Origin of the sequence: Capnocytophaga sp. oral taxon 336 str. F0502, assembly GCF_000411575.1 — a bacterium.
GTDB lineage: Bacteria > Bacteroidota > Bacteroidia > Flavobacteriales > Flavobacteriaceae > Capnocytophaga > Capnocytophaga ochracea.
In genome coordinates this window covers 132,524-152,628 of sequence record NZ_KE150488.1, presented here as the reverse complement: position 1 = coordinate 152,628, position 20,105 = coordinate 132,524, and the positions used below count along the sequence as shown (strand labels likewise).

Sequence of the window (20,105 nt, the reverse complement as noted above, 5' to 3'; positions counted from 1 at the left end):
ATAATTAACAAAAACACATAATTAAAAAATGGGATTACCAAAAGTATTATTTAACATTGCCAAGGATGGTATGAACCGTACAGGCAATAACATTCAAAAAGTTACTGGTCTTATTATCACAGGTAGTGGAGTAGCCAGTAAGGTAGAACTCGGGAAATCGTACCAAGTATTTTCCTTAAACGAAGCCGTAGCATTGGGTATTTCGGAGGCTGAAAACGCTTTTGCTTACAAGCATATTAAAGCATTTTACGACCAAGCTCCTACGGGTACACCTCTGTGGGTAATGCTCGTATCGGACGCTACGACTATGACTGCAATGCTTGACAAAGACGGTGCTTTTGCTCCAACTCTCATAGCTGATGCCAAAGGTGCTATTAGGGTATTGGGTGTGGTGAAAAAAGCAACTGGTAGCGAGACTATTGCTGCCGGCTTAGACACTGATGTACAAACAGCCGTAGTGAAAGCACAAGCTATTGCTGAGCATTTTGAAAAGAAGTATATGCCTTTTAGGGTAGTAGTATCGGGCAACAGCTGGAACGGCAAAGTAGCTGACCTTACTAATTTCTCGGAAAACGAACTCAACAAAGTGGCTTGCTTTATCGGTAATGACGATAAGGAGAAAGAAGCATCAGTAGGTTTGTTCTTAGGAAAAATGAGTTCTATACCCGTACAGCGCAAAATTCACCGCGTGAAGGACGGTAGTGTATTGCCATTGGTGGCTTATTTTACTGACGGAACTACTATTGACAGCAAAGCTGACCAGTGGGACGCCTTAGACGACAAAGGGTATATTTTCTTTCGCACCTTCGTAGGGCGTTCAGGCTACTATTTTTCAGGAGATAATACGCTTACCAAACCTACTGATGATTTTAAGAGTCTCAGCAGCGGATTGGTAATGGACAAGGCGTTACTTCTTGCTTATGGGGCTTTGGTAGAGGAATTAAGCGATGAGGTGTTGCTTTCAGAAGAGGGAAGTATTCACCCTGCTATTATCAAGAGTTGGCAGACCAAGTTGGAAAACACTTTGCAAAGCGAAATGGTTTCGAAAGGGGAGCTATCGGCAGTGAACATCAATATAGACCCTGAACAGAAGGTGTTGCAAACAGGTAAAGTGGTAGTAGGGCTAAAACTCCTTCCTGTGGGTTATGCTGATTTTATTGAGGTGAATATTGGTTTTACCACAAAGAAAGAAGAAAATTAGGTGTGAGGTCGTAGCACGACAGGCAGAAATTTAGCAAATTAGTCGTAGCACGACAAGCAGAAAATTAATAAATTAATAAATTAGTAGATTAATAAATTAGAAAAAAATGGGAACATTTAGTAGTAAACAGTATGCGTGGAGCGATATTTCGATTGCCTTTGGAGGGCGTATTATTGCTGGGGTGACAGAAGTAGAATACACTGAGAAAAAAGAGAAATCGGCGCTTTACGGACGTGGGAGTAAACCTTTGAGCATTGTAAGAGGTAATCACAGTTTTGAGGGGAAGTTGAGCATTTGGCAAAGTGAATTGGAGGCAATGACGCGTGATGCCAAAAACAACGACATTCTGAACCTTAACTTTGACTTGGTTGTTGCTTACGTGCCCTCAGAAGGTGGACAAATAGTAACCGATATTCTCAAGAATGTGGAATTTACCGAAGTGAAAAAGGCAATGAAGCAGGGGGATAAAAATATGGTTGTAGAGCTTCCTATTATCTTCACTGATGTAAAACGCCAATCGTAGCAGTGAACCACAGTCGTAGCACGACAGGTGGGTGCGAGCCACATAGGCGGGGAAATTAGAAAATTAGCAAATTGATAAAAAATGGACGTAACAAAAGAACAAATCAAACAATGGAAAGCGAAGTACAAAGAAGTATTTGTATTGCGAGTAGATGACAAAGTAGCATACTTGAGAACGCCTGACCGCGCTACCCTGAGTTATGCTTCGACATTGGCAACGAAAGACCCGATGAAGTTTAATGAGGCTATCCTTACCAACTGTTGGTTGGGAGGAGATGAAGAGATTAAGACTGATGATGCACTTTTCCTTTCGGCAAGTAGCAAGCTTGGCGAATTGATACAGATTAAAGAAGCTACCTTGGAAAAGCTTTAAGCAGTGCGGAAATTGACGAGCCTCGGGATTGGTTGCGTATTACCAATGCCTCACTGCGTTATTATATGCACATTGCCAATCCCGATGCCCTCAATGATACTGAGTGGGCTATGCGAGTGAAAGAACTGGAATGGATTCGCCAAAAGGAGAGTGAATCGTATGGAGAATAAAAAAGTAAAGAAAAAAGTTTATAAATGGCAGAAAATCCAAAAAACACGATATCTTCTTTCTTTGATCAGACTAAAAGGTTAAAGGAGGTGGTTAATAACATTATAGACCCTATCTCGTCTTTACAGAAAATATTTAAGCAAGGTTTTACGGCAGACACCCAAAAGATGAGTCTGGCTACTTTTGTGCAAGGTAATATGCAAAAGGCACAAGAAATACATCAGAATCTCACACAATACAGTGGGCAAACGGCTTATGAAGTACCATCGCTTGTGAAGGCTCAAGAGAGTTTGATGGGAGCAGGGTTGGTTCCTGAAGGAGCATTAGGAATGCTCAAACAAATAGGAGATATTGCCTTGGGGGATAGCAAAAAGATAGAAACCTTAGCTACTGCCTTTGCCAAAGTGACCACACAAGGGAAATTGCAAGAAGCTACACTCACACAGATGCAACAGGCAGGATTTAATCCTTTGCAAGTGATAAGTGAGCGGACGGGCGAGACTATGACCTCTCTCCAAGAGCGAATGGACAAAGGAGGAATTTCGGCAAGAGAGTTGGCTGAGGCTTTCCGATGGGCAACTGACGCACAAGGAGATTTTTATCAAGGAGCTGAGAATGTGAACAGCACACTACAAGGCAGGTTTACAGTTTTAATGGCTTCGATACAATCTATAGCTGTAAAAATATATGAGGTTATAAGTCCGTTGCTGATTCCGTTGGTAGCACTTTCTACGATGGTATTTGGAGCTTTGAATGAAGGATTGAGTTGGTTTATTCAAAAACTTCAAGAGGGGAACCCCATAATCCTTGGTATAGCAGGAGTGTTAGGAGTATTTATTACAGCAATCACATTGCATAACACTTATATGGCTATTGCTGCGGCGTGGCAGAACCGACTATCGTGGGCAGTAATTAAAACGAACTTAGCTTTTTTAGCTAATCCTATTGTATTGATTATAGCAGGCATTGTGGCACTTATTGCTATCATCACTTATTGTATTGTAGGAGTGAGCGGTTGGGGCAAAGCGTGGGATAACACTGTGCAAGGAATGAAATACTTGTGGGAAGCCTTTATTCTCACCTACAAAGCTCATTGGAATACGGCGGTGAATGCTTTTATGGCAGGTATAGACCTCTGTAAGTTGGCTTGGTATAAGTTTAAAGAGGCTGTAGGTTTGGGAGATAGTAAAGAGAACCAAGCGATGATAAGCCAAATACAAAACGACTTGCAAGAACGTGCTAAATCGGTAGCAGAAGGCTATAAAAAAGCAGGTGAGGCAGGAGCTAAAGCAAAAGAATATTTTGGTAAAGCGTGGAACTCTTTAGAGTTTAAGAGCCTTTCGAGTGTGAAAGACGGGCTAATGGGCAAGTTAGGCGTAGGGCAAACGGGACAAAAAACAAGTCCGTTAGCAACACCTATTGCCAGCACACCTTTTTCAGAGATGGGTAATAAAACCAAAGATAATATTGTAACGGGAGGTACCCGTCAAACGCATATCAACATACAGATAGGCAACTTGGGCACGGATACCAAAGTGTACGTATCATCGGTACGGGAAGGAGTGGAAAACTTTGGGGCGCAACTGAAAGAAGAGCTTTTGAGAATTGTGAACAGTGTAAACCAAATGCAAACAGTGTAATTTATGGAATTTGATATAAAAGAACTCACCGCACGTGCTTTTTTGGACTATGTAGGTCCAGCATTTCCGCAGTGGTGGGCAAACAATAAGACAAAATTTGTACTGCCAAGTTTGTCTAACATTAGTGAGGCACGCAGTAATGGCAGTCAGTATTTTATGACGTTAAAAGTAGCTGATAAATTGGGGGAGCAAACGGTTTTCCCCAATGAGCCTTTGGTGAGTTTTTCGCTTACTAAAACCATTGTAGAAACGGCAACGGTAGGCAAACAACGCAAAGGTAAGGTCAAGGAATATATCACTACTGAAGATTGGCAAATTACCATAAGAGGACTGTGTGTAGACCCCAAAAATCCCGATCAATATCCTACGGCACAAGTACAAAGTCTTAACAAATTGTTTGAAAAGAATGAAAGTTTGGAGGTGATAGGCAATAAGCTCTTTACTCTTTTTGACATTGGTAACATCGTGCTCAAAGATATTAGCTTTGAGGAAATGGAAGGCAAAGAAGGTATACAGAAGTACACCATTAAAGCTGTATCGGATATGGACTTTTATGCGGAATTAGACGAGAAACGAACCCAACTTAACAAGATATACTAATGTTTGTATTACAAGCGATTATAAAAATAGGTGATTACACTTTTAGAGCACTACACAACGTTAAAATCACCAAATCGGTAGACGAATTGGCGGACACCTGTACGATTGAACTGCCAACCCATTTTAAAGTAGCCAAAGGGGGTGAAAGCCTTTATACTGAAAAGGCTATCAAGGTGGGTGACAAAGTGAGTGTTACCCTTGCTTATGAGGGTGTGTATAGCGGAGTGGAGTTTGAAGGCTATGTAAAGAAGGTTAAACCGAGCATTCCTGTAAGCATAGAGTGTGAAGACGCTATGTACTTACTTAGACGTAAAAATATCAGCAAGTCGTGGCAAAAAACAACACTTAGAGAAGTATTGCAGGAAGTTGTGAAGGACACGCCTATTGTGCTGGCGGACAATATTCCAGAAATGCAGTTAGACCAGTGGATTATTCGCAATGCGAACGGTACGCAGGTATTGGAGAAGCTGAAAGAAGAGTTTAGGCTAAGCGTGTTTATCAATGATGAAGGCAAGCTGTACGCAGGACTTTCGGAGCTTACCAATATAGGGCAAACAGCACGTTATGACCTCAATTACAACATTGTTGCTAATGATTTGAAGTATAGGACTAAGGAGGAACGCAAACTGAAAGTACGTTACACTTATATCGACAAAAATAACAAAAAGAAGACAGTGGAAGAGGGAGATCCTGATGGTGAGCTAAGAACTTTTCATACTTCGGTAGTGAGTGAGGAACCTAAGCTACGAGAAATGGCAAGAGCCGAGATGGAAAGGCTGAAATACGATGGCTTTGACGGCTCTATAACGAGTTTCTTGGTCCCTTTTGCGACGAGGGGTATGCAAGCTCATATGATAGATAATGAATTGAAAGAGATAGATGAGCGCTACTTTATTAAGAAAGTAGAAATTACCTTCGGACGTAATGGCTCACGTCGACAAGTAACCATAGGAGCAAAATTATGAGTATAGACAGAGAATTAGCAGAAGGGCTTAGGCAGATAGGAAAACGCAAAACACCTACCATAGCCGTAGAAGTGGTATCGGTAGACAAAGCACAAGGCACGTGTGAGGTGAAGGACGACGAGCTACAATATACCGTGCGCTTAGCTTCGGTGATTAACGATAATGCTGAGCGGTTTTATCTCTTCCCCAAGGAGGGGAGTAGTGTGTTGATAGCTTCGATTGGGGAAGACGAGAACCGCTACTACGTGGTGGCTTATAGTGAGATAGAGAGCGTGAGCTTACGTATAGAAGAAACACAGCTTACAATAGACAAAGCAGGCTTGCACTTGCAACGCGGGGAAGTGGATTTAAAAAGTCTTTTAAACGAGCTTCTAACGGAACTTAAAAACGCGGTGATACAAACACCTTCGGGTGTAGGAAATTTTTCTCCGAACAACGTGATGAAGTTTGAGGAGATTAATAATAAGATAAACAAATTATTACAGTAATCAGTAGTTAGTAGTCAGTTGCAAGTACTTGCAACTGACTACTAAAAACTAAGCACTAAACTTATGGCATTAGATAAACAAGCACTAAAAGCAGGGATTATACGCCTGCAACAAGAAATGCTTACTAAAACAGAAGCAGGAATGGAAGAATATGCCGAACGACTTGCCTCTCTCATTGAAGCTTATGTAAAGAGTGGAGAGGTAATAGTGCAAACGGGCATACCTGTACTGGCAGGCACTTATACAGGAGTTACTACTGGTATGGGAAAAGGAACGATTAATTAGTAGATTAGTAAATTATCATAATAACACAATGGGAATAATCATAGAAGGACTTAAAGAGCATTTTGTATCGTTTATAGGAATGGTACTATCGGGAGTAGTGGGTTGGTTCTTTGGTAGACCCAAGCAACGTATGGAACTACAGACCAGCGAACTTGAGAATGTGGATAAAGCCGTGAAAATCTATCGAGAAATGATAGAAGATTTAGGGGCTAAATACGCAAGTGCTATTGAGGAGCTCAAAAAAGCAAATCAGCGTATTAAAGATTTAGAAAACTCTGTTGAAGGGCTATTAACTGAATTAAAGAAATACAAGCAACTAAATGGAAAATCAAAAGAATAATGCAAGTAGTAGTTTTACATAATCAGAGTCTTTTAGACCTTGCTTTACAGCACACAGGGACTATTGAAAGCATCTTTGATTTGGCAATGCTCAACAATTTGAGTATTACCGATGATGTGGTAGCAGGAAAAGTATTAACAATACCTACAGAATCATTCACTAATAATGATATTTTGACCTACTACATCGCAAAGAAGATACAGCCTGCAACTGCTTTTACGCAAGAGGACAAAAGAATAAGCGAACGCCAGGAAGGTATTAGCATATGGGCGATAAACTTAGATTTTGTCGTGAGCCACAACGGACAGTAATTATTCACTTTTCACTATTTACGGAATTATGGCACGTACAATACAAGAAATACAACAGATTATCTATAATGCGAAAGAGCGAGAAGACGCTCTAAACGGACTTAACTCAAACTCAAGAGTAGCTATATGGCGACTGTGGGTTTATATTATCTCGGTAGCTATTTGGAGCTTAGAAAAGTTATTCGACTTACATAGGACAGATATTGATAAACGCCTTACTGAATTAAAACCTCATACTGCACGGTGGTATAGAAGTAAAGCCCTTGCCTTTCAGTATGGTTTTGACCTCTTACTCGACAGCGATAAGTTTAACAACAAAGATAAGGCAAAGGAGCAGGTAGAGGCGAGTAAGATTATAAAATACTCGGCAGTGGTGGAGAGTAATGACGGTAGGTTGATAGTAAAGATAGCCACTGAAAACGGGGGACGGTTACAGCCTATTACAGCAGATGAACAAAATGCCTTTAGCGGTTATTTATCAGAAATTAAAGATGCTGGAGTACGCACTACGGTTATTAATTATCTGCCTGATAAGCTTGTTCTGAACCTTGATGTGTATTACGACCCGTTAGTATTGGATGGTAATGGAAGCGATATGCTTTACGGTAAACGCCCTATACAAGAAGCCATAGAGGGTTATCTTAAAAACTTACCTTTTAACGGTGAACTTATTGTAGCACATCTTGTAGACGCTTTGCAACAAGCCAATGGTGTGAAAATACCCCACTTAAAAGAACTCAAAACAGCGTGGATAGACCCCGAGACCAAAGGCTATGGAGCGTTACAAAACATAGGAGTTACCCAAATACCGCAAAGTGGTTACTTTGAGGTAGACTGGAATGCTTCACAAATAAAATACATCACAAAATGATATTTAATTTCAAAATAGAAAAATTGGTCATTCTACTTATACCTCCTTTTTTGCGAAAGGCAAGAATGGTAGGATGGATAAGAACGCTTAGTGCTCCTATCAGTCAGTTGTATTATGATTTTATTCAGAAGAGATATTTAGATATTAAGAAACTTGGACTGAATGGGCAAGTGTGTTACTTACGCAAAGCGCTAAATGATGCATTCGATATTGAGCAACGGCGCATACGCATATGGGACGGCAATCAGTACAAAGGACAGTATCTTTATACTGAAGGAGAACAAAAACCGAAGTTTTTAGGGGCTATGTATTTACATCGTGAGGTAGATTACAGCGATACAGGAGTAGACTTTATCGTAAAAATACCTTTGGAGATATGGGAGGCGAAGAAGATTTCTACAAGTGAAATAGGGAAGTACCGTTTCTTTGAGATAGAAGCCCTAATAGATTTTTACAAATTAGCGAGTAAACGATATATTATAGAAGTATAGAAATTATGAACAGTATTAATGTAAACCAAACGGGAGGTTTCCCACTAACTACCGATGTATTAAGTTATATGCAGAATGCTTATAAGATATTCAATGCAATGAGTGGTATTTCAGGAGATTTAATTATTCTTTCGGGGTGTGAAGTAGTAGGGAACACGGTGTCAGACGGAGTAGTAGCCATTGAAGGAGAAATATACCCTTTTCAGGGTACGACACTTGGCTCTCACGTGTTTATTAAGGAAGTGAACACATCTAAAATTTTTGAAGACGGCTCACAGAAAACAGTACTTGTGGAGAAAGTAGCTACTTTTGGCAGTAGTACAAAGAGTTATCCGTGGGAGAGCTTCAGACGAGTGTTAAGTAACAGACAAATAGAAGAGAAATCTTTTACAGAAGAAACCTCTTTGCTGAAGCGCTTGGAGAAATTAGAGGAACGTGTAAAGAAAACAGTGCCCTTGGGGTTGGTGGCAATATGGGGAAAACCAGCTAACATTCCTTTACCAGAAGGCTGGCGAGAGTATGAACCTTTACGAGGACGTATGGCTGTGGGCTATGATCCCAATGGTAACAGTAGCTACCGATTAGAACAAATATTATTTGCAGGAGGTGAATTGGAACATACCCTTACAGTTGCAGAAATGCCGAAACTGACGATACCTTATAAAGATATATATTATTCTGAAAATGGAGGGACAGTTTATATTCACGGGGGTATTGGTTCGGGAGATACTGATCACGATAATAGAGGATTAGAAATGGATAGAACAACGATATTTAGTGGAGGTGAAAAACCTCACAATAATATGCCTCCTTACCGAGTGATTCGTTTTATAGAATTTGTAGGATTTTAATTTTTAAACTAAACGATATGACAACAATAGAAACTTTAAAGCAGTGGTTTTCTAACCTTAAAAAACCAACACAAGAGCAGTTCTGGGCGTGGTTAGATAGTTTTTGGCACAAGAGCGAAAAGATACCAATGACAAGCGTAGAGGGCTTAGACAAACTCGTAGAAGGCACGGCTTCAGCTGAACAATTGAGTAATCACCTAAACGATACACAAGCACATAAGGTGTTATTTAACAAAAAAGTGGATAAGGTAGAGGGGAGAGAATTAAGTTCTAATGACTTTACTAATGAATATAAAGAGAAGTTAGAGGGGCTTCATCAAGTAGATATTTCGGGACTCTTACCAAAAGGAGATTATACGGGTACGGCACAAGACTTAAAAAAACAGATTGATGACAAAGCCAATAAGAATCATAAACATTCGTGGGGAGATATTGAAGGAAGTCCTGCCGATTTATCCGAAGCTTTTAAGAAAGTTGTTGATAATATACAGATAGGTGGGAGAAATCTTTTAAGAGACAGTAATAGAAAGATAACAAATAATAGCTATCTCATTGCTACTTATGATATTACTACAGAATTAAAAGAGGGGGAGACAGTAACACTTACACTTAAAGGACAATTAGGAGTGGGAAAGTTAGGATTTTCTGTTCATAATAGTAATGGGTATGTTCATTTAACTAATTTAGAAAAAAAAGAAGACAGTGTTTATCAGTCTACATTCAACTGGAAGGTTACAATGAATGGACACTCTGCTAATAATACAAAAATAGAAATATATACTACTACTAATGTTGTTACTGTAGACAGTACCATAGAATGGATTAAACTTGAACGTGGTAACAAATCTACTGATTGGACACCTGCTCCTGAAGATTTTGATTTCTATAAGGAACAAGTAGATTATTCAGAATTAAAAACATTTAAAAATAGACCAGCTGGTTCTTGGGGAATTAAATTTGGTGGTGGAGGTGGTATATATGTAAATTTTCCTGCCAATTCTTCAGCATCTTCATTAGAATTTTTTAAACCCAATTGGTATCCAGCAACTCGTATTGGTGTTCGAAATTCAGTTGATGGCAATAGATTTAACGATGATAATGGTACATTTCGTGATTTAGCTTGGTATGATGATGTTATAAGCGCTGGTGTTAGAGTTGGTGAAGACACAACTTTAAATGTAAATCATCAAAATCAAGTAGTTTTTGTAACCAATGCTTGTAGAATTGAGCTAAACCAAATTCAGAATATGGGTTCAGTTTCTTTTCGTAAGGTTTTTGATGATGGAACAGTAATCTTTATCTGCAAAAACAAAATAATAAAATATACAGGCGATAATTCTTTTAACGGAAAAGATGGTAGTACTGCTGTAGTTTCTTTTTATGACAACATTTGTTACATTGATATTAGAAACATTTAAAAACTATGAATGCTATACAATTTTTTCAATGGGGATTAAATAGCAACGAAGAAGTAGATTTATTTCAAATCAAATTAATTAAAAAAGTTGCCAATTTACCTCTACCTACTGATATTCAAACATATTTTTATTTAAAGATAAATAATATTGATGTGCCGTTGAATAGCTCTAAAAATCAAACATATTTAGATACAATATTCAATTCTGATAACAATGATAATTATAAGGAAATTAAAATTTGGTTTGATTCAAAGTATGAATTACCTAAAATAATCGAATCTATTGAATTTTATTGTGGTTCGAGTTATGGCATATTGTTAGGTAATTATTGGGAAAATCCTGTTAAAATACAATCTTTATTTAATTATAGCTTAAATGATTTTCTTGAATTAGTAGGTTTTAAACACACATTTATTATTAGACTTAAAAATATTGCTCATTTGAAATTAAATCCGAAAGATGTTTTTGATAATATTAATTCTCATGATGGTGTAATGTGGAATTTAAATGTATTAACTGAGAGCTCATCAACGCCTAAACCAAATCCTGAACAACCTAAAAAACGAGCAACATCACTAAATGTGATGTCTCCTCTAAATGAAGATATTGTAGGTCCTGATTTTATAGTAAGATGTTTTGGTAAACCGACTGATGATGGTACTTATTCTGTTGAATATGATACAAGAGTGCTTAGAAGTGTTATTAATCCCAATAATGTTAATTTGGGGGAAATGCACGATTTCAAGTGGATAGATGAGAATATAAACAGAACATCTTTAACGTTTAAGTTAGATGGAACTGATTATAAAACAATTATATACATAAATAGGAAGTAGTGTATGAATGCAATACAATATTTTAATTGGGGAGCTAATAATAAAAAAGAACAATCAGATAAGATATACAAAGAATTACTCAATAATCCTATAGCAGGTTCTTTTTATTACAAAAAAGGTGAGTATTGGTACAAATATACCTACCCTATATCATATGATCGTACTGTATTTTCGTGGAGAGATATAGGAACTAATGATATAGAAGAATTAGTACCTTATTTTATGTTTATATCTACATTGTATTTAGATAATTGCAGTGCTAAAAAATAGTACTTAGCTATGTATTAGACAAGTTAGTATATGGGGTATCTATGCAACCTACTAATGATGGGATAAAAAGAATAATAGTACCCGAAAAATTTATCAATAATATTACTGTATTAAGAGAGTATATTCTTTTTAACACAAAGAATAACATGGGCTATAAACCCTACATTCAGTGTGATAGTGATAAAGCAACAATATTAAAAAATAAATTAGTTACAGAATGAAAAAAAGCACACGCAACATCCGCTACCTCGTAGTACACTGTTCCGCTACACCAGAGGGCAGAGACCACACCGCTAAGGATATTAACCTTTGTCACAAACAACGAGGCTTTAACGAAATTGGCTACAACTACATCGTCCGCATTGATGGCACAATAGAAGAGGGTAGAGATGTGAATAAGATACCTGCTCACGTTACAAATCACAATAAGAATAGCATCGGCATCTGCTACATCGGAGGCATCGACAAAAACACCCTTCAACCCAAAGACACTCGTACACCTGCGCAGAAAGAAGCCCTTAAAAAGCTCCTTAAAGAGCTCAAGACACTATACCCCGAAGCACAAATCTTAGGGCACAGAGACTTCCCTGGTGTAGCCAAAGCCTGTCCTTGCTTCAACGCCAAAGACGAATATAAAACCATTAGCAAATGAGAAAGTTAGTTACATTACTATTAGTGTTTCTCACCCTTATAGGTTGCAGAACCAAAAAAGTAGAAATCTACACACAAAGGCAAGTCCAGAAAGAGCACTTTATCACCAATAAAGATAGCTCCCAGCTCTTTGTTCAGGAGTCTCATAAGTCTGAATGGTCTGACCTGTCCGCCACCTCTTTCGAGCTTGAACTCGAAAACGACAAAGACAGCCTTGGCAATGCTAAAGAACTCACCTATACCCGCACTCGGGACGGCAATAGTGAGACTATAAGGGTACGCAATGGCAAGGTAAAGATTAAAGCTATCAGAGCCCATTCTAAGAGCTTACAGCAGGCTGATACTACTCTTTACAAGCAATCCTATACAAGTGTTCAAAATGAAGTTCGAAAGCACGAAATACAGCAAGCTGAGCAAATACGAAAACACACCCAAAGTAAGCCTTTAAGTTATGTTCTTTGGTTGTTATTGCTCGTAGTTTTAGCTTATGTATATTGGAGATATAAGCGTTTTAAACAGAAGATTTAAAACTTAAGTAAAAAACGAGCTACTTCATCGTGAGGTAGCTCGTTTTTTTATCTGTATAACTTTATGTTATTTACCTATTGACCACACGGTGTAGCTATTGGCGGGTACTTGTATAGTTACATTGCCATCGCTATCGGTAACAAAAAATAAATGACTATTACCAGAGTAATCTATCAAGGTTTTGTTTTTCCAATGGGTGGTGATAGTACGCTTGGCAGGGAGAGAGCTGTTGTTGATAAAGAGCACTAAGCCCGGACTTTTCTCGTTGCCCAGACGTGAGGCTACATACTCTGTATTAGAAGCTAAGTGAAATTTCTCTTCGCCTACTGCCAAACTGCGGTTGATGAGCATTAGCTTTTGTAGCTTGGCTTTGAAAGCCTCATTTTCGTAATCGGAATAGAAAATACAAGGGTAGCCACTGTGGGTAAGGATATAGGCGTACGCCATTAGTTTTTTATCAGGCGCAATGGTATTATCCGCTATTTTGTCTTTCTCGGTATCGTGGTTAGCTGTAAAAGTAACGGCTTTCTCGGTGCGCAAGGTTCTAAGCATTGGGTGGGTATCGGTCATCAGTTCGTGCATATCTTTATTGCGGTCTAATGCCTTTTCGAGAGCATAAAAACAGGCAAAGTCGAAAGCACTTGCACCGCTCTCGTCTACCCATTTTTTAAGCGTTTCGGGGTTGCCGTCCCACAATTCACCTACGGCGAAACCACCTACTGCTTTTAGCCAATCGCGTACTACCCAAGCTCCAAAGCTCTTCACATAGTCGAAACGCCAACCGTCAAACTTCATTGTATTCTTGTAATACTTAGCCATTGAGTTATCTTTTTCCCAAAGTTCTTCACGTACATAGGGTACTTTATGCGATAGGTCTCTTTCGGGATAAAAATTTTCTTCCTCGTCAGAAGTTGCATATTTATTGGGGTGAAAGCACTCATAGTTGCGGTTAAATCTTCCAGAAGCATTACCGTGGGTTTCATCGAAAAGGGTGTAGGTCTCTTTATTGCGGTAAGGGTTCCACTCTTTTCCTCCGCCATTGTTATGTCCTATAACGATATCGGCAATTACTTGCAAGCCACTTTCGTGGGCTTTGCTGATGAGGTTTTCGAGTTCAGCGCGTGAGCCGAAGCGGGTTTTGGTCGTTTCGTGCTGGAAGTATTCACCAAAGTCGAAATAATCGGAGGGGTCGTAGCCCATAGAGAGGCCCCCAGAAGCTCCTTTGGAGGCAGGTGGTAGCCAAATGCGGTCTACTCCGTTGGCTTTCCACTCAGTGAGTTTTGGGGTAATGGTATTCCACCATTCGCCAAGAGGTGTTACGTCCCAGTAGAAGGCTTGCATCATCACGCGGTTGCCATTGTCTATTTTAGTAAGGTCTAAGGGAACTGTATTTTGGGGTTCTGGGTTGTCTTTGTTGCTTTTTTTATCGCAGGAAAAGGCGAGCAATCCTGCGAGAAGGTATATATAATATTTCATATTTTTGGTATTTAAATGATATAATACAGGCTGTCCGACAGTGTCGGACAGCCTGTATTCTGTTATAATTTTTCTATCTTGTAAGTACCTTCTTTGGTTTTTACATCAAAAGAGAAAGAAACGTTGTAAGTGCCTGCACTCACTTTGATGTTATTTCCACCATCTTTAAGCTTACCACTAAGAGCGGTTGCAGGGTTATCAGTGCTAACAGCACCGAAGTTTGTACCCCATTGGTTATTTAAACGGATTTTAATTTCTCCGTCCTTTAGACTAACATTTTTAGCTTCCCATTGGTTAAAAGCACCATTGTAAGACAACTTGATGTCTAAATCCTTATTTTCGTCCCAACCATTAGCACCGCTACCAACTATACCCCAAGAGTATTTTTCGATACTATAAGTAAGCGCTTTTTCGTTAAAAGTAATCTTATAAGTACCTGCTAAGACGGCAATATTATCTCCTCCGGACACTAATTTACCGTTACTTCCGCCGTAATTAAGATCCCACTTATTATCTTTACGGAATTTGATACTACCAGTTTTTAAAGTAGCATAGGCTACTAATGCACCATCGTCACCTTTCCACATTTTAATATCTAATCCTTTATCTGGATCCCAACCGTTAGCACCATCACCAGCTATTCCCCAATCGCTTGGTTTGATTTCATCAAGGAAAGGAGTTACTTTCAATTTATGCTCGGAGGTAAGACTGCGTTGGTCGCTGAGGACTAATCTTACCGCTACGGTAACTTCGGTGGTTGTTCCTGCTGTAATTTCTAAATCACTTATAAGATAGTCATTTAACTCTTTACCTGTGATAGCAAGAGGGGATTTCTCAACTGAAATAGATTTCTCCTTTTTTCCATCTTTTCTTACAAAATTAACGGTATATTTAGGAGCAAGGTTTATGTTGAGGTTTTTCGTTTCCCAAGAAACAGTAAGAGCTGTTTGAGAGGCGGTGCCCTGTGTAAGTACTACGTTGTCGGTAGATAGGGAAGCCTCTATTTTGGCATCGGCATTAAGGGTTGCCTTTTCTTCGTCTTTTTCGCAGGCTACCAATGAGATAAGCCCCATACATAGTGCTGCTGTTTTAAGTATATTTTTCATAGTATTCTCTTTTTAGTATCCTGTATTTTGAGTAAGGTTGTCATTAGCGGTGCGTGCATCTTGAGGAATAGGATATAAGTTTCTATAATCGGGCACTGCTACACCTGAAGCGGCACCTCCTTTGAAAGACCAAAGGTAAGCACCTCCTGTAAATTTACCATAACGAATAAGGTCGGTACGGCGCAATCCTTCCCAATACAATTCACGAGCGCGTTCATCTAAGATAAAATCTAAGGTAAGGTTGCTATCGGCTATGTTGCCAGAAGCGTTACCATAAGCACGGCTACGCAATTGGTTGATATAACCTAAGGCAGTAGCTCTATCACCTCCTGTACCACCGCGTAGCACGGCTTCAGCATAAGTAAGATATACTTCGGCTAAGCGGATAAGCGGTAAATCAGTGTCGGGGAATTTCTTTTCGGGGTCTTTACCTGCGGCTCCTGTAGAGGTTATGTTCTTGAATTTAGTAATGGCATAACCTGACTTTGTAAAGTCTTTTAAGTCTGTGTTCTCATAGGTTTGTCCATCGGTATAGAACATCGCGCGTTTGTCTTTCCAAGCGGTAGGCTCGTTATTACCATTGCGTGCTGATACCTCAAATTTATTAACGAATTCTTTAGGAGCTGTAAGACCACTCCAACCGTCGTTAATACCCAAGGAAGAAGCATTCATATTTCCTCCGGTAGCTCCGTGTATAATGAAAGCTGTACCTCCATAGGTTTTGGTATTAAGCCCATCAAAACTTGCTAAAAATATAAACTCGTTCTGAGCGCCATTACTGTTGTTATCAGCAAGGAACAACTCGTCGTAAGCGGTACCATTGTTATTGGCATCGGTAGTGTTTAAGCTATAGGAAGAGGCAATTACCTTTTTAGCATAAGTAATACAATCGGTATATTTATCTTGTCCTATATACACTTTAGCGTTGAGGTATAAACGAGCGAGGAGCGCTTGAGCGGCTACCACATCTACACGTCCGTATTCATTAGCACGTGCGGCTTTTAGTTTGCCCTCTAAATCCTTTAACTCACTTTCTACGAAGTTAAAGAGTTCGGCACGTGTGTTTTGAGCAGGTTTTAAATCTGCCTTAGAGGAGGTTACCAAAGGTGCTTTCCCGAAAGCATCTATTACATTGTAATAAGCATAAGCACGGATAAAGCGCGCTTCGGCAATATAATAAGCTACTTCGGGGTCAGAAGCTAAGGCTTGTGCGTTATCTATAAACGAGTTCGCAAAAGCGATTTGTTGCCCCAAGCGGTTGTAATAGGCATTGTTAAAGGTGTTAGCAGGTGTCCAACTCATATTGTGGAAGTCGGGCACACCAGCATCACTCCAGCGAATGATAGCCTCATCGGTACTGGCTACTTGTAAGTAGAATTGCATACGAGTGTATCCAGTAGAACCTTCATCGGCACCTGCTATATCGCCATCACCGCTGGGACCTTTTTGCCCAGTAAGCGATAATGAGGCATAAATTTTAGCTAAGGCACCTTTAGCTTCAGTAGCGTTTTTAAACACGTCTTTTTCAGTAAAGCTATCGGGGTCTATAGGCTCTTGGTCTAAATCTTTCATACAAGCACTAAGCGAAAGTGCTAATATTACCCCAAAGATACTATGTTTGATATATTTTTTCATACTCTGTATTCATTAAAAGTTAACATTCAAGCCCAACAAGTAAGTTTGAGGGCGTGGATAAAGGTTGTTGTCGATACCAAAAGTAGCTCGATTGGTAGCACTATCTACTGATAATGCTTCAGGATCTAAACCACTGTACTTAGTAATAGTCAATACATTTTGTACAGTACCATAGAGGCGGATGTACATTTTATCGGTATGAGGGAAGGTGTAACCTAAGGTGATATTATCTAACTTGAAGAACGAAGCGTTCTCTAAGTAGTAATCGCTTAACCACGATTGGTCGTTATGGCGTTGGAAATTACTATTCGCTTTAATATTGCGCAAGAAACCACTGTTAGCAGTAATTTCGCCGAATTGGTCTAAGCGTGATTGGGTGTTATTGTACACATAGTTACCGATATTTGCACGGGTAGTGATGTTTAAATCCCAATTCTTGTAGTTCAAATCGGTACCAAAGCCCATTGTCACAGGGGCAAAAGGTGATTTGTACAAGTAGCGGTCGCCTTCGTCTATTTTGCCATTACCGTTTCTATCTACAAAAGCATTTTCTACTGGATTGCCTTGTGCGTCGTACACTTGTTGGTATACAAAGAAAGAGTAAGGGGTTTCACCTTCGCGGTGTAGTTGTACACGGTTACCAGTACCTCCTGAGATACCTCCGGCGGGTTGGTCATCGGGCATTTTGGTAATCTTATTTTCGTTGTAAGAGATATTGTAATTAAAACTCCAACGGATATTCTTCTCAATATTACGGATAGGAGTTATGGTCAAACCAAGTTCAATACCTTTGTTTTCCATATCCCCTACATTGGCATTTACACGGTTTTTAAAGTTGGTAAAGGGGTCGATAGTGGTTTCGGCTATCAGGTCTTTGGTTTGTTTGCGATACACATCGAGGGTACCTGTGATGAGGTTGTTCCACAAGCCAAAATCAATACCAGCATTGAGGGTATTACCAATTTCCCAACGTAGGTTTTTATTGGTTACCCCAGGACGGTAAGTTTGATAGAAGCTATCGCCCAATTGATAAGAAGCTCCGTCTTGGCTACGAGTGTAATTGGTAAGGAAGAGGTAGTCGCCCAAACCATTCACGTTCCCTACTTCACCATAACCAAAACGCAGTTTGAGTTCGTTAAGAGTTTTGTTGTCTTTAAGGAAGTTCTCGTTGCTCACGTTCCAAGCCAAGGCTACTGAAGGGAAGTAACCCCAACGGTCGTCTGGGTTTAGTTTAGAAGATGCGTCGGCACGAAGGGTAGCGGTAAAGAGGTAACGATTCTTATAGCTATAGTTTGCACGACCAAAGAAAGACATCAATACGTTTCTATTCTTGTCGATGTTAGGTACGATTTTGTTATCACCTGGGTTAGTGAAGTAAGAGTAATCAGTAGAGTTATTGTCAAATTCGAATGACTGATAAGAGTGTCCTACCATTAGCCCTATATTATGAGTTTCTTTGATGTCCTTCATATAGTTTATATAAGCATCAAAGAGCTTGTTGGTAGCTTTATTAGTATAAGTAGTTTTAGCTCCGTCGAAACCAGGAGTAGAGGTAGGCATACGGCGGTCGGTTATTTTATCACCTTCCCCTTTACTGTAATCAATACCCACGTTTACACTAGCGGTAATATCTTTAAAGAAAGGCAAGGTATAATCTACTTTAGCATTCCCAATAAAACGATACACTTTAGAAGAATCGTCTAAAAACTTTAGCATTGCCATAGGGTTGTTAGGAGCTAAGTCGTAGCGGCTGCCATTATTAGGGTTCACCCAAGCGTGGTAACCTCCATATTTAGCGAGACCTCCAAACACTGACTGAGTAGGGTCGTACTCTACGGCTGCCCCAATAGCATCTTTATTAGCAAAACGGTTTTGCATATAAGTACCATTGGCATTCAATTCTAATTTCAATGATTTATCAAAGAAAGTAGGGTTTAAGCTAATTTTGGCATTGGTACGTTTGAAGTTATCGGTGCGCAATATCCCATCGGCATACGAATGTCCTACTGATACACGGTAAGGCAAAGTTTTGTAAGCGCCGGAGAGCACCAAAGTACTATTGCTCATTGGAGCAGTTTGGTAGATTTCTTTTTGCCAATTAGTATCGGCATTTCCTAAGAGCGCTTCGGCAGCAGGGTTATTCAATCCTTTTACTGTTTGGCGGAATTGGTTAGCATTCATTACATCTACGTATTTGTTTACATCTTGTACGGCGATGCTAGTATTGAAGCTAATCTTCAAATCTTGGTTTGCTTTTCCTTTTTTGGTGGTAATCATAATAACCCCATTGGCAGCACGTGAACCAAAGATAGCGGTAGACGAAGCGTCTTTTAGCACGGTCATACTCTCAATATCTTCGGGGTTGATAGAGTTGAAGATACTACGAGAACCACCCACGCCACCATCGTTCATTGGCACACCGTCAATTACAATTAGCGGGTTAGAAGTTAAGGACAAAGAGCCATTACCACGGATACGGATAACTTGTCCTTCACCGGGAGCTCCACCAGTAGAAGCCATCTGTACCCCAGCTATTTTACCTTGGATGAGCTGGTCAGCATTTACGGAAGGAGCTTTGTTAAAGTCTTTGTCGGTTACCAAGTTTACAGAGCCTGTTAAGTCTTTTTTCTTTATAGCACCATACCCAATGACTACCACGTCTTCCAATTGTTGTGTATCCTCTTGGAGAACAATGTTCATAGTACCTGCTTTAGCAGCTACTTCTCGGCTTTTATAGCCTACTGATGAGACCACAAGGGTAACCCCTTTGTCTACTTTTAACTCAAAATTACCGTCAAAATCGGCAGCAGTACCGTGAGAGGTACCTTTTACAAGCACACTGGCTCCCATCAAAGGTTGTCCAGAGCCGTCTTTCACTGTTCCTTTTACAGTGATTTGCTGTGCATAACCAAAAGCTACGCACAAGAAAAACATTACTGTACAAAGTAGTTTGTTCATTTTTACTTTCATATATAATAAATTTAGTTCCTCTCCCCATTAAGAGTGCCTAAAATCACTTTTACATCACTACAGCTCCCTTCTTGAAGGAAGTCAGCGAGCTGGCATAGCTGAGTATGTG

22 protein-coding genes are annotated in these 20,105 nt (G+C 39.6%); 18 read left to right on the top strand and 4 right to left on the bottom strand.

Features of this window, described 5'->3' with window-relative positions; translation table 11 throughout:
* Window positions 1-28 precede the first annotated feature (28 nt).
* From HMPREF1528_RS00750 to HMPREF1528_RS00660, 18 genes are all read left to right on the top strand, one after another.
* Window positions 29-1,201 (top strand): DUF2586 family protein, encoded by a 1,173-nt coding sequence (locus HMPREF1528_RS00750; protein ID WP_016478227.1) that lies wholly within the window; start codon window positions 29-31, stop codon window positions 1,199-1,201.
* A gap of 106 nt (window positions 1,202-1,307) precedes the next feature.
* The gene (locus tag HMPREF1528_RS00745; RefSeq protein ID WP_009411049.1) at window positions 1,308-1,724 is read left to right on the top strand and encodes a hypothetical protein; all 417 of its coding nucleotides are present in this window, start codon (window positions 1,308-1,310) and stop codon (window positions 1,722-1,724) included.
* Between the two features lie 81 nt (window positions 1,725-1,805).
* Complete coding sequence (locus tag HMPREF1528_RS00740) at window positions 1,806-2,096, top strand: hypothetical protein (protein WP_009411050.1); 291 nt, start codon at window positions 1,806-1,808, stop codon at window positions 2,094-2,096.
* A 194-nt stretch (window positions 2,097-2,290) separates the two neighbouring features.
* Window positions 2,291-3,904 carry a tape measure protein gene (locus tag HMPREF1528_RS00735; protein ID WP_016478226.1) on the top strand — a complete coding sequence of 538 codons (1,614 nt, stop codon included), beginning with the start codon at window positions 2,291-2,293 and terminating at the stop codon, window positions 3,902-3,904.
* 3 nt (window positions 3,905-3,907) lie between these two features.
* Window positions 3,908-4,504: a DUF6046 domain-containing protein gene (locus HMPREF1528_RS00730; protein ID WP_016478225.1), complete on the top strand. Its 597-nt coding sequence runs from the start codon at window positions 3,908-3,910 to the stop codon at window positions 4,502-4,504.
* Complete coding sequence (locus HMPREF1528_RS00725; RefSeq protein ID WP_016478224.1) at window positions 4,504-5,469, top strand: hypothetical protein; 966 nt, start codon at window positions 4,504-4,506, stop codon at window positions 5,467-5,469. The genes HMPREF1528_RS00730 and HMPREF1528_RS00725 overlap by 1 nt, the downstream gene beginning before the upstream one ends.
* Entirely contained in the window at window positions 5,466-5,957 is a 492-nt protein-coding gene (locus HMPREF1528_RS00720; RefSeq protein ID WP_002674111.1) for a hypothetical protein, read from the top strand. Before HMPREF1528_RS00725 ends, HMPREF1528_RS00720 begins: the two co-directional genes overlap by 4 nt.
* Window positions 5,958-6,020: 63 nt before the next feature.
* Window positions 6,021-6,242 (top strand): hypothetical protein, encoded by a 222-nt coding sequence (locus HMPREF1528_RS00715; RefSeq protein WP_015781914.1) that lies wholly within the window; start codon window positions 6,021-6,023, stop codon window positions 6,240-6,242.
* A 28-nt stretch (window positions 6,243-6,270) separates the two neighbouring features.
* Complete coding sequence (locus HMPREF1528_RS00710) at window positions 6,271-6,582, top strand: hypothetical protein (RefSeq protein WP_002674113.1); 312 nt, start codon at window positions 6,271-6,273, stop codon at window positions 6,580-6,582.
* The gene (locus HMPREF1528_RS00705) at window positions 6,582-6,893 is read left to right on the top strand and encodes a hypothetical protein (RefSeq protein ID WP_016478223.1); all 312 of its coding nucleotides are present in this window, start codon (window positions 6,582-6,584) and stop codon (window positions 6,891-6,893) included. Before HMPREF1528_RS00710 ends, HMPREF1528_RS00705 begins: the two co-directional genes overlap by 1 nt.
* A gap of 28 nt (window positions 6,894-6,921) precedes the next feature.
* Window positions 6,922-7,764: a hypothetical protein gene (locus tag HMPREF1528_RS00700; protein ID WP_016478222.1), complete on the top strand. Its 843-nt coding sequence runs from the start codon at window positions 6,922-6,924 to the stop codon at window positions 7,762-7,764.
* Window positions 7,761-8,255 (top strand): hypothetical protein, encoded by a 495-nt coding sequence (locus HMPREF1528_RS00695; protein ID WP_016478221.1) that lies wholly within the window; start codon window positions 7,761-7,763, stop codon window positions 8,253-8,255. Before HMPREF1528_RS00700 ends, HMPREF1528_RS00695 begins: the two co-directional genes overlap by 4 nt.
* 5 nt (window positions 8,256-8,260) lie before the next feature.
* Window positions 8,261-9,106 carry a hypothetical protein gene (locus tag HMPREF1528_RS00690; protein ID WP_009418576.1) on the top strand — a complete coding sequence of 282 codons (846 nt, stop codon included), beginning with the start codon at window positions 8,261-8,263 and terminating at the stop codon, window positions 9,104-9,106.
* Window positions 9,107-9,123: 17 nt separating this feature from the next.
* Window positions 9,124-10,524, top strand: coding sequence for a hypothetical protein (locus tag HMPREF1528_RS00685; RefSeq protein WP_016478220.1), 1,401 nt, complete (start codon window positions 9,124-9,126; stop codon window positions 10,522-10,524).
* A gap of 5 nt (window positions 10,525-10,529) precedes the next feature.
* Window positions 10,530-11,360 carry a hypothetical protein gene (locus tag HMPREF1528_RS00680; protein ID WP_016478219.1) on the top strand — a complete coding sequence of 277 codons (831 nt, stop codon included), beginning with the start codon at window positions 10,530-10,532 and terminating at the stop codon, window positions 11,358-11,360.
* A 3-nt stretch (window positions 11,361-11,363) separates the two neighbouring features.
* Complete coding sequence (locus HMPREF1528_RS00675) at window positions 11,364-11,630, top strand: hypothetical protein (RefSeq protein ID WP_016478218.1); 267 nt, start codon at window positions 11,364-11,366, stop codon at window positions 11,628-11,630.
* A 217-nt stretch (window positions 11,631-11,847) separates the two neighbouring features.
* Complete coding sequence (locus HMPREF1528_RS00665; protein WP_016478216.1) at window positions 11,848-12,282, top strand: N-acetylmuramoyl-L-alanine amidase; 435 nt, start codon at window positions 11,848-11,850, stop codon at window positions 12,280-12,282.
* Complete coding sequence (locus HMPREF1528_RS00660; protein ID WP_016478215.1) at window positions 12,279-12,809, top strand: hypothetical protein; 531 nt, start codon at window positions 12,279-12,281, stop codon at window positions 12,807-12,809. The genes HMPREF1528_RS00665 and HMPREF1528_RS00660 overlap by 4 nt, the downstream gene beginning before the upstream one ends.
* 66 nt (window positions 12,810-12,875) lie before the next feature.
* Here the strand turns inward: HMPREF1528_RS00660 and HMPREF1528_RS00655 are convergent, their stop codons facing one another.
* The 4 genes from HMPREF1528_RS00655 to HMPREF1528_RS00640 all read right to left on the bottom strand — a co-directional run bounded on the left by HMPREF1528_RS00655 (window position 12,876) and on the right by HMPREF1528_RS00640 (window position 19,996).
* Entirely contained in the window at window positions 12,876-14,285 is a 1,410-nt protein-coding gene (locus tag HMPREF1528_RS00655) for an alpha-amylase (protein ID WP_016478214.1), read from the bottom strand.
* 62 nt (window positions 14,286-14,347) lie between these two features.
* Window positions 14,348-15,391 (bottom strand): SusE domain-containing protein, encoded by a 1,044-nt coding sequence (locus HMPREF1528_RS00650; protein ID WP_016478213.1) that lies wholly within the window; start codon window positions 15,389-15,391, stop codon window positions 14,348-14,350.
* A gap of 12 nt (window positions 15,392-15,403) precedes the next feature.
* Entirely contained in the window at window positions 15,404-17,026 is a 1,623-nt protein-coding gene (locus HMPREF1528_RS00645; RefSeq protein WP_016478212.1) for a RagB/SusD family nutrient uptake outer membrane protein, read from the bottom strand.
* A gap of 12 nt (window positions 17,027-17,038) precedes the next feature.
* Window positions 17,039-19,996: a SusC/RagA family TonB-linked outer membrane protein gene (locus tag HMPREF1528_RS00640; protein ID WP_016478211.1), complete on the bottom strand. Its 2,958-nt coding sequence runs from the start codon at window positions 19,994-19,996 to the stop codon at window positions 17,039-17,041.
* Between the last annotated feature and the right edge of the window lie 109 nt (window positions 19,997-20,105).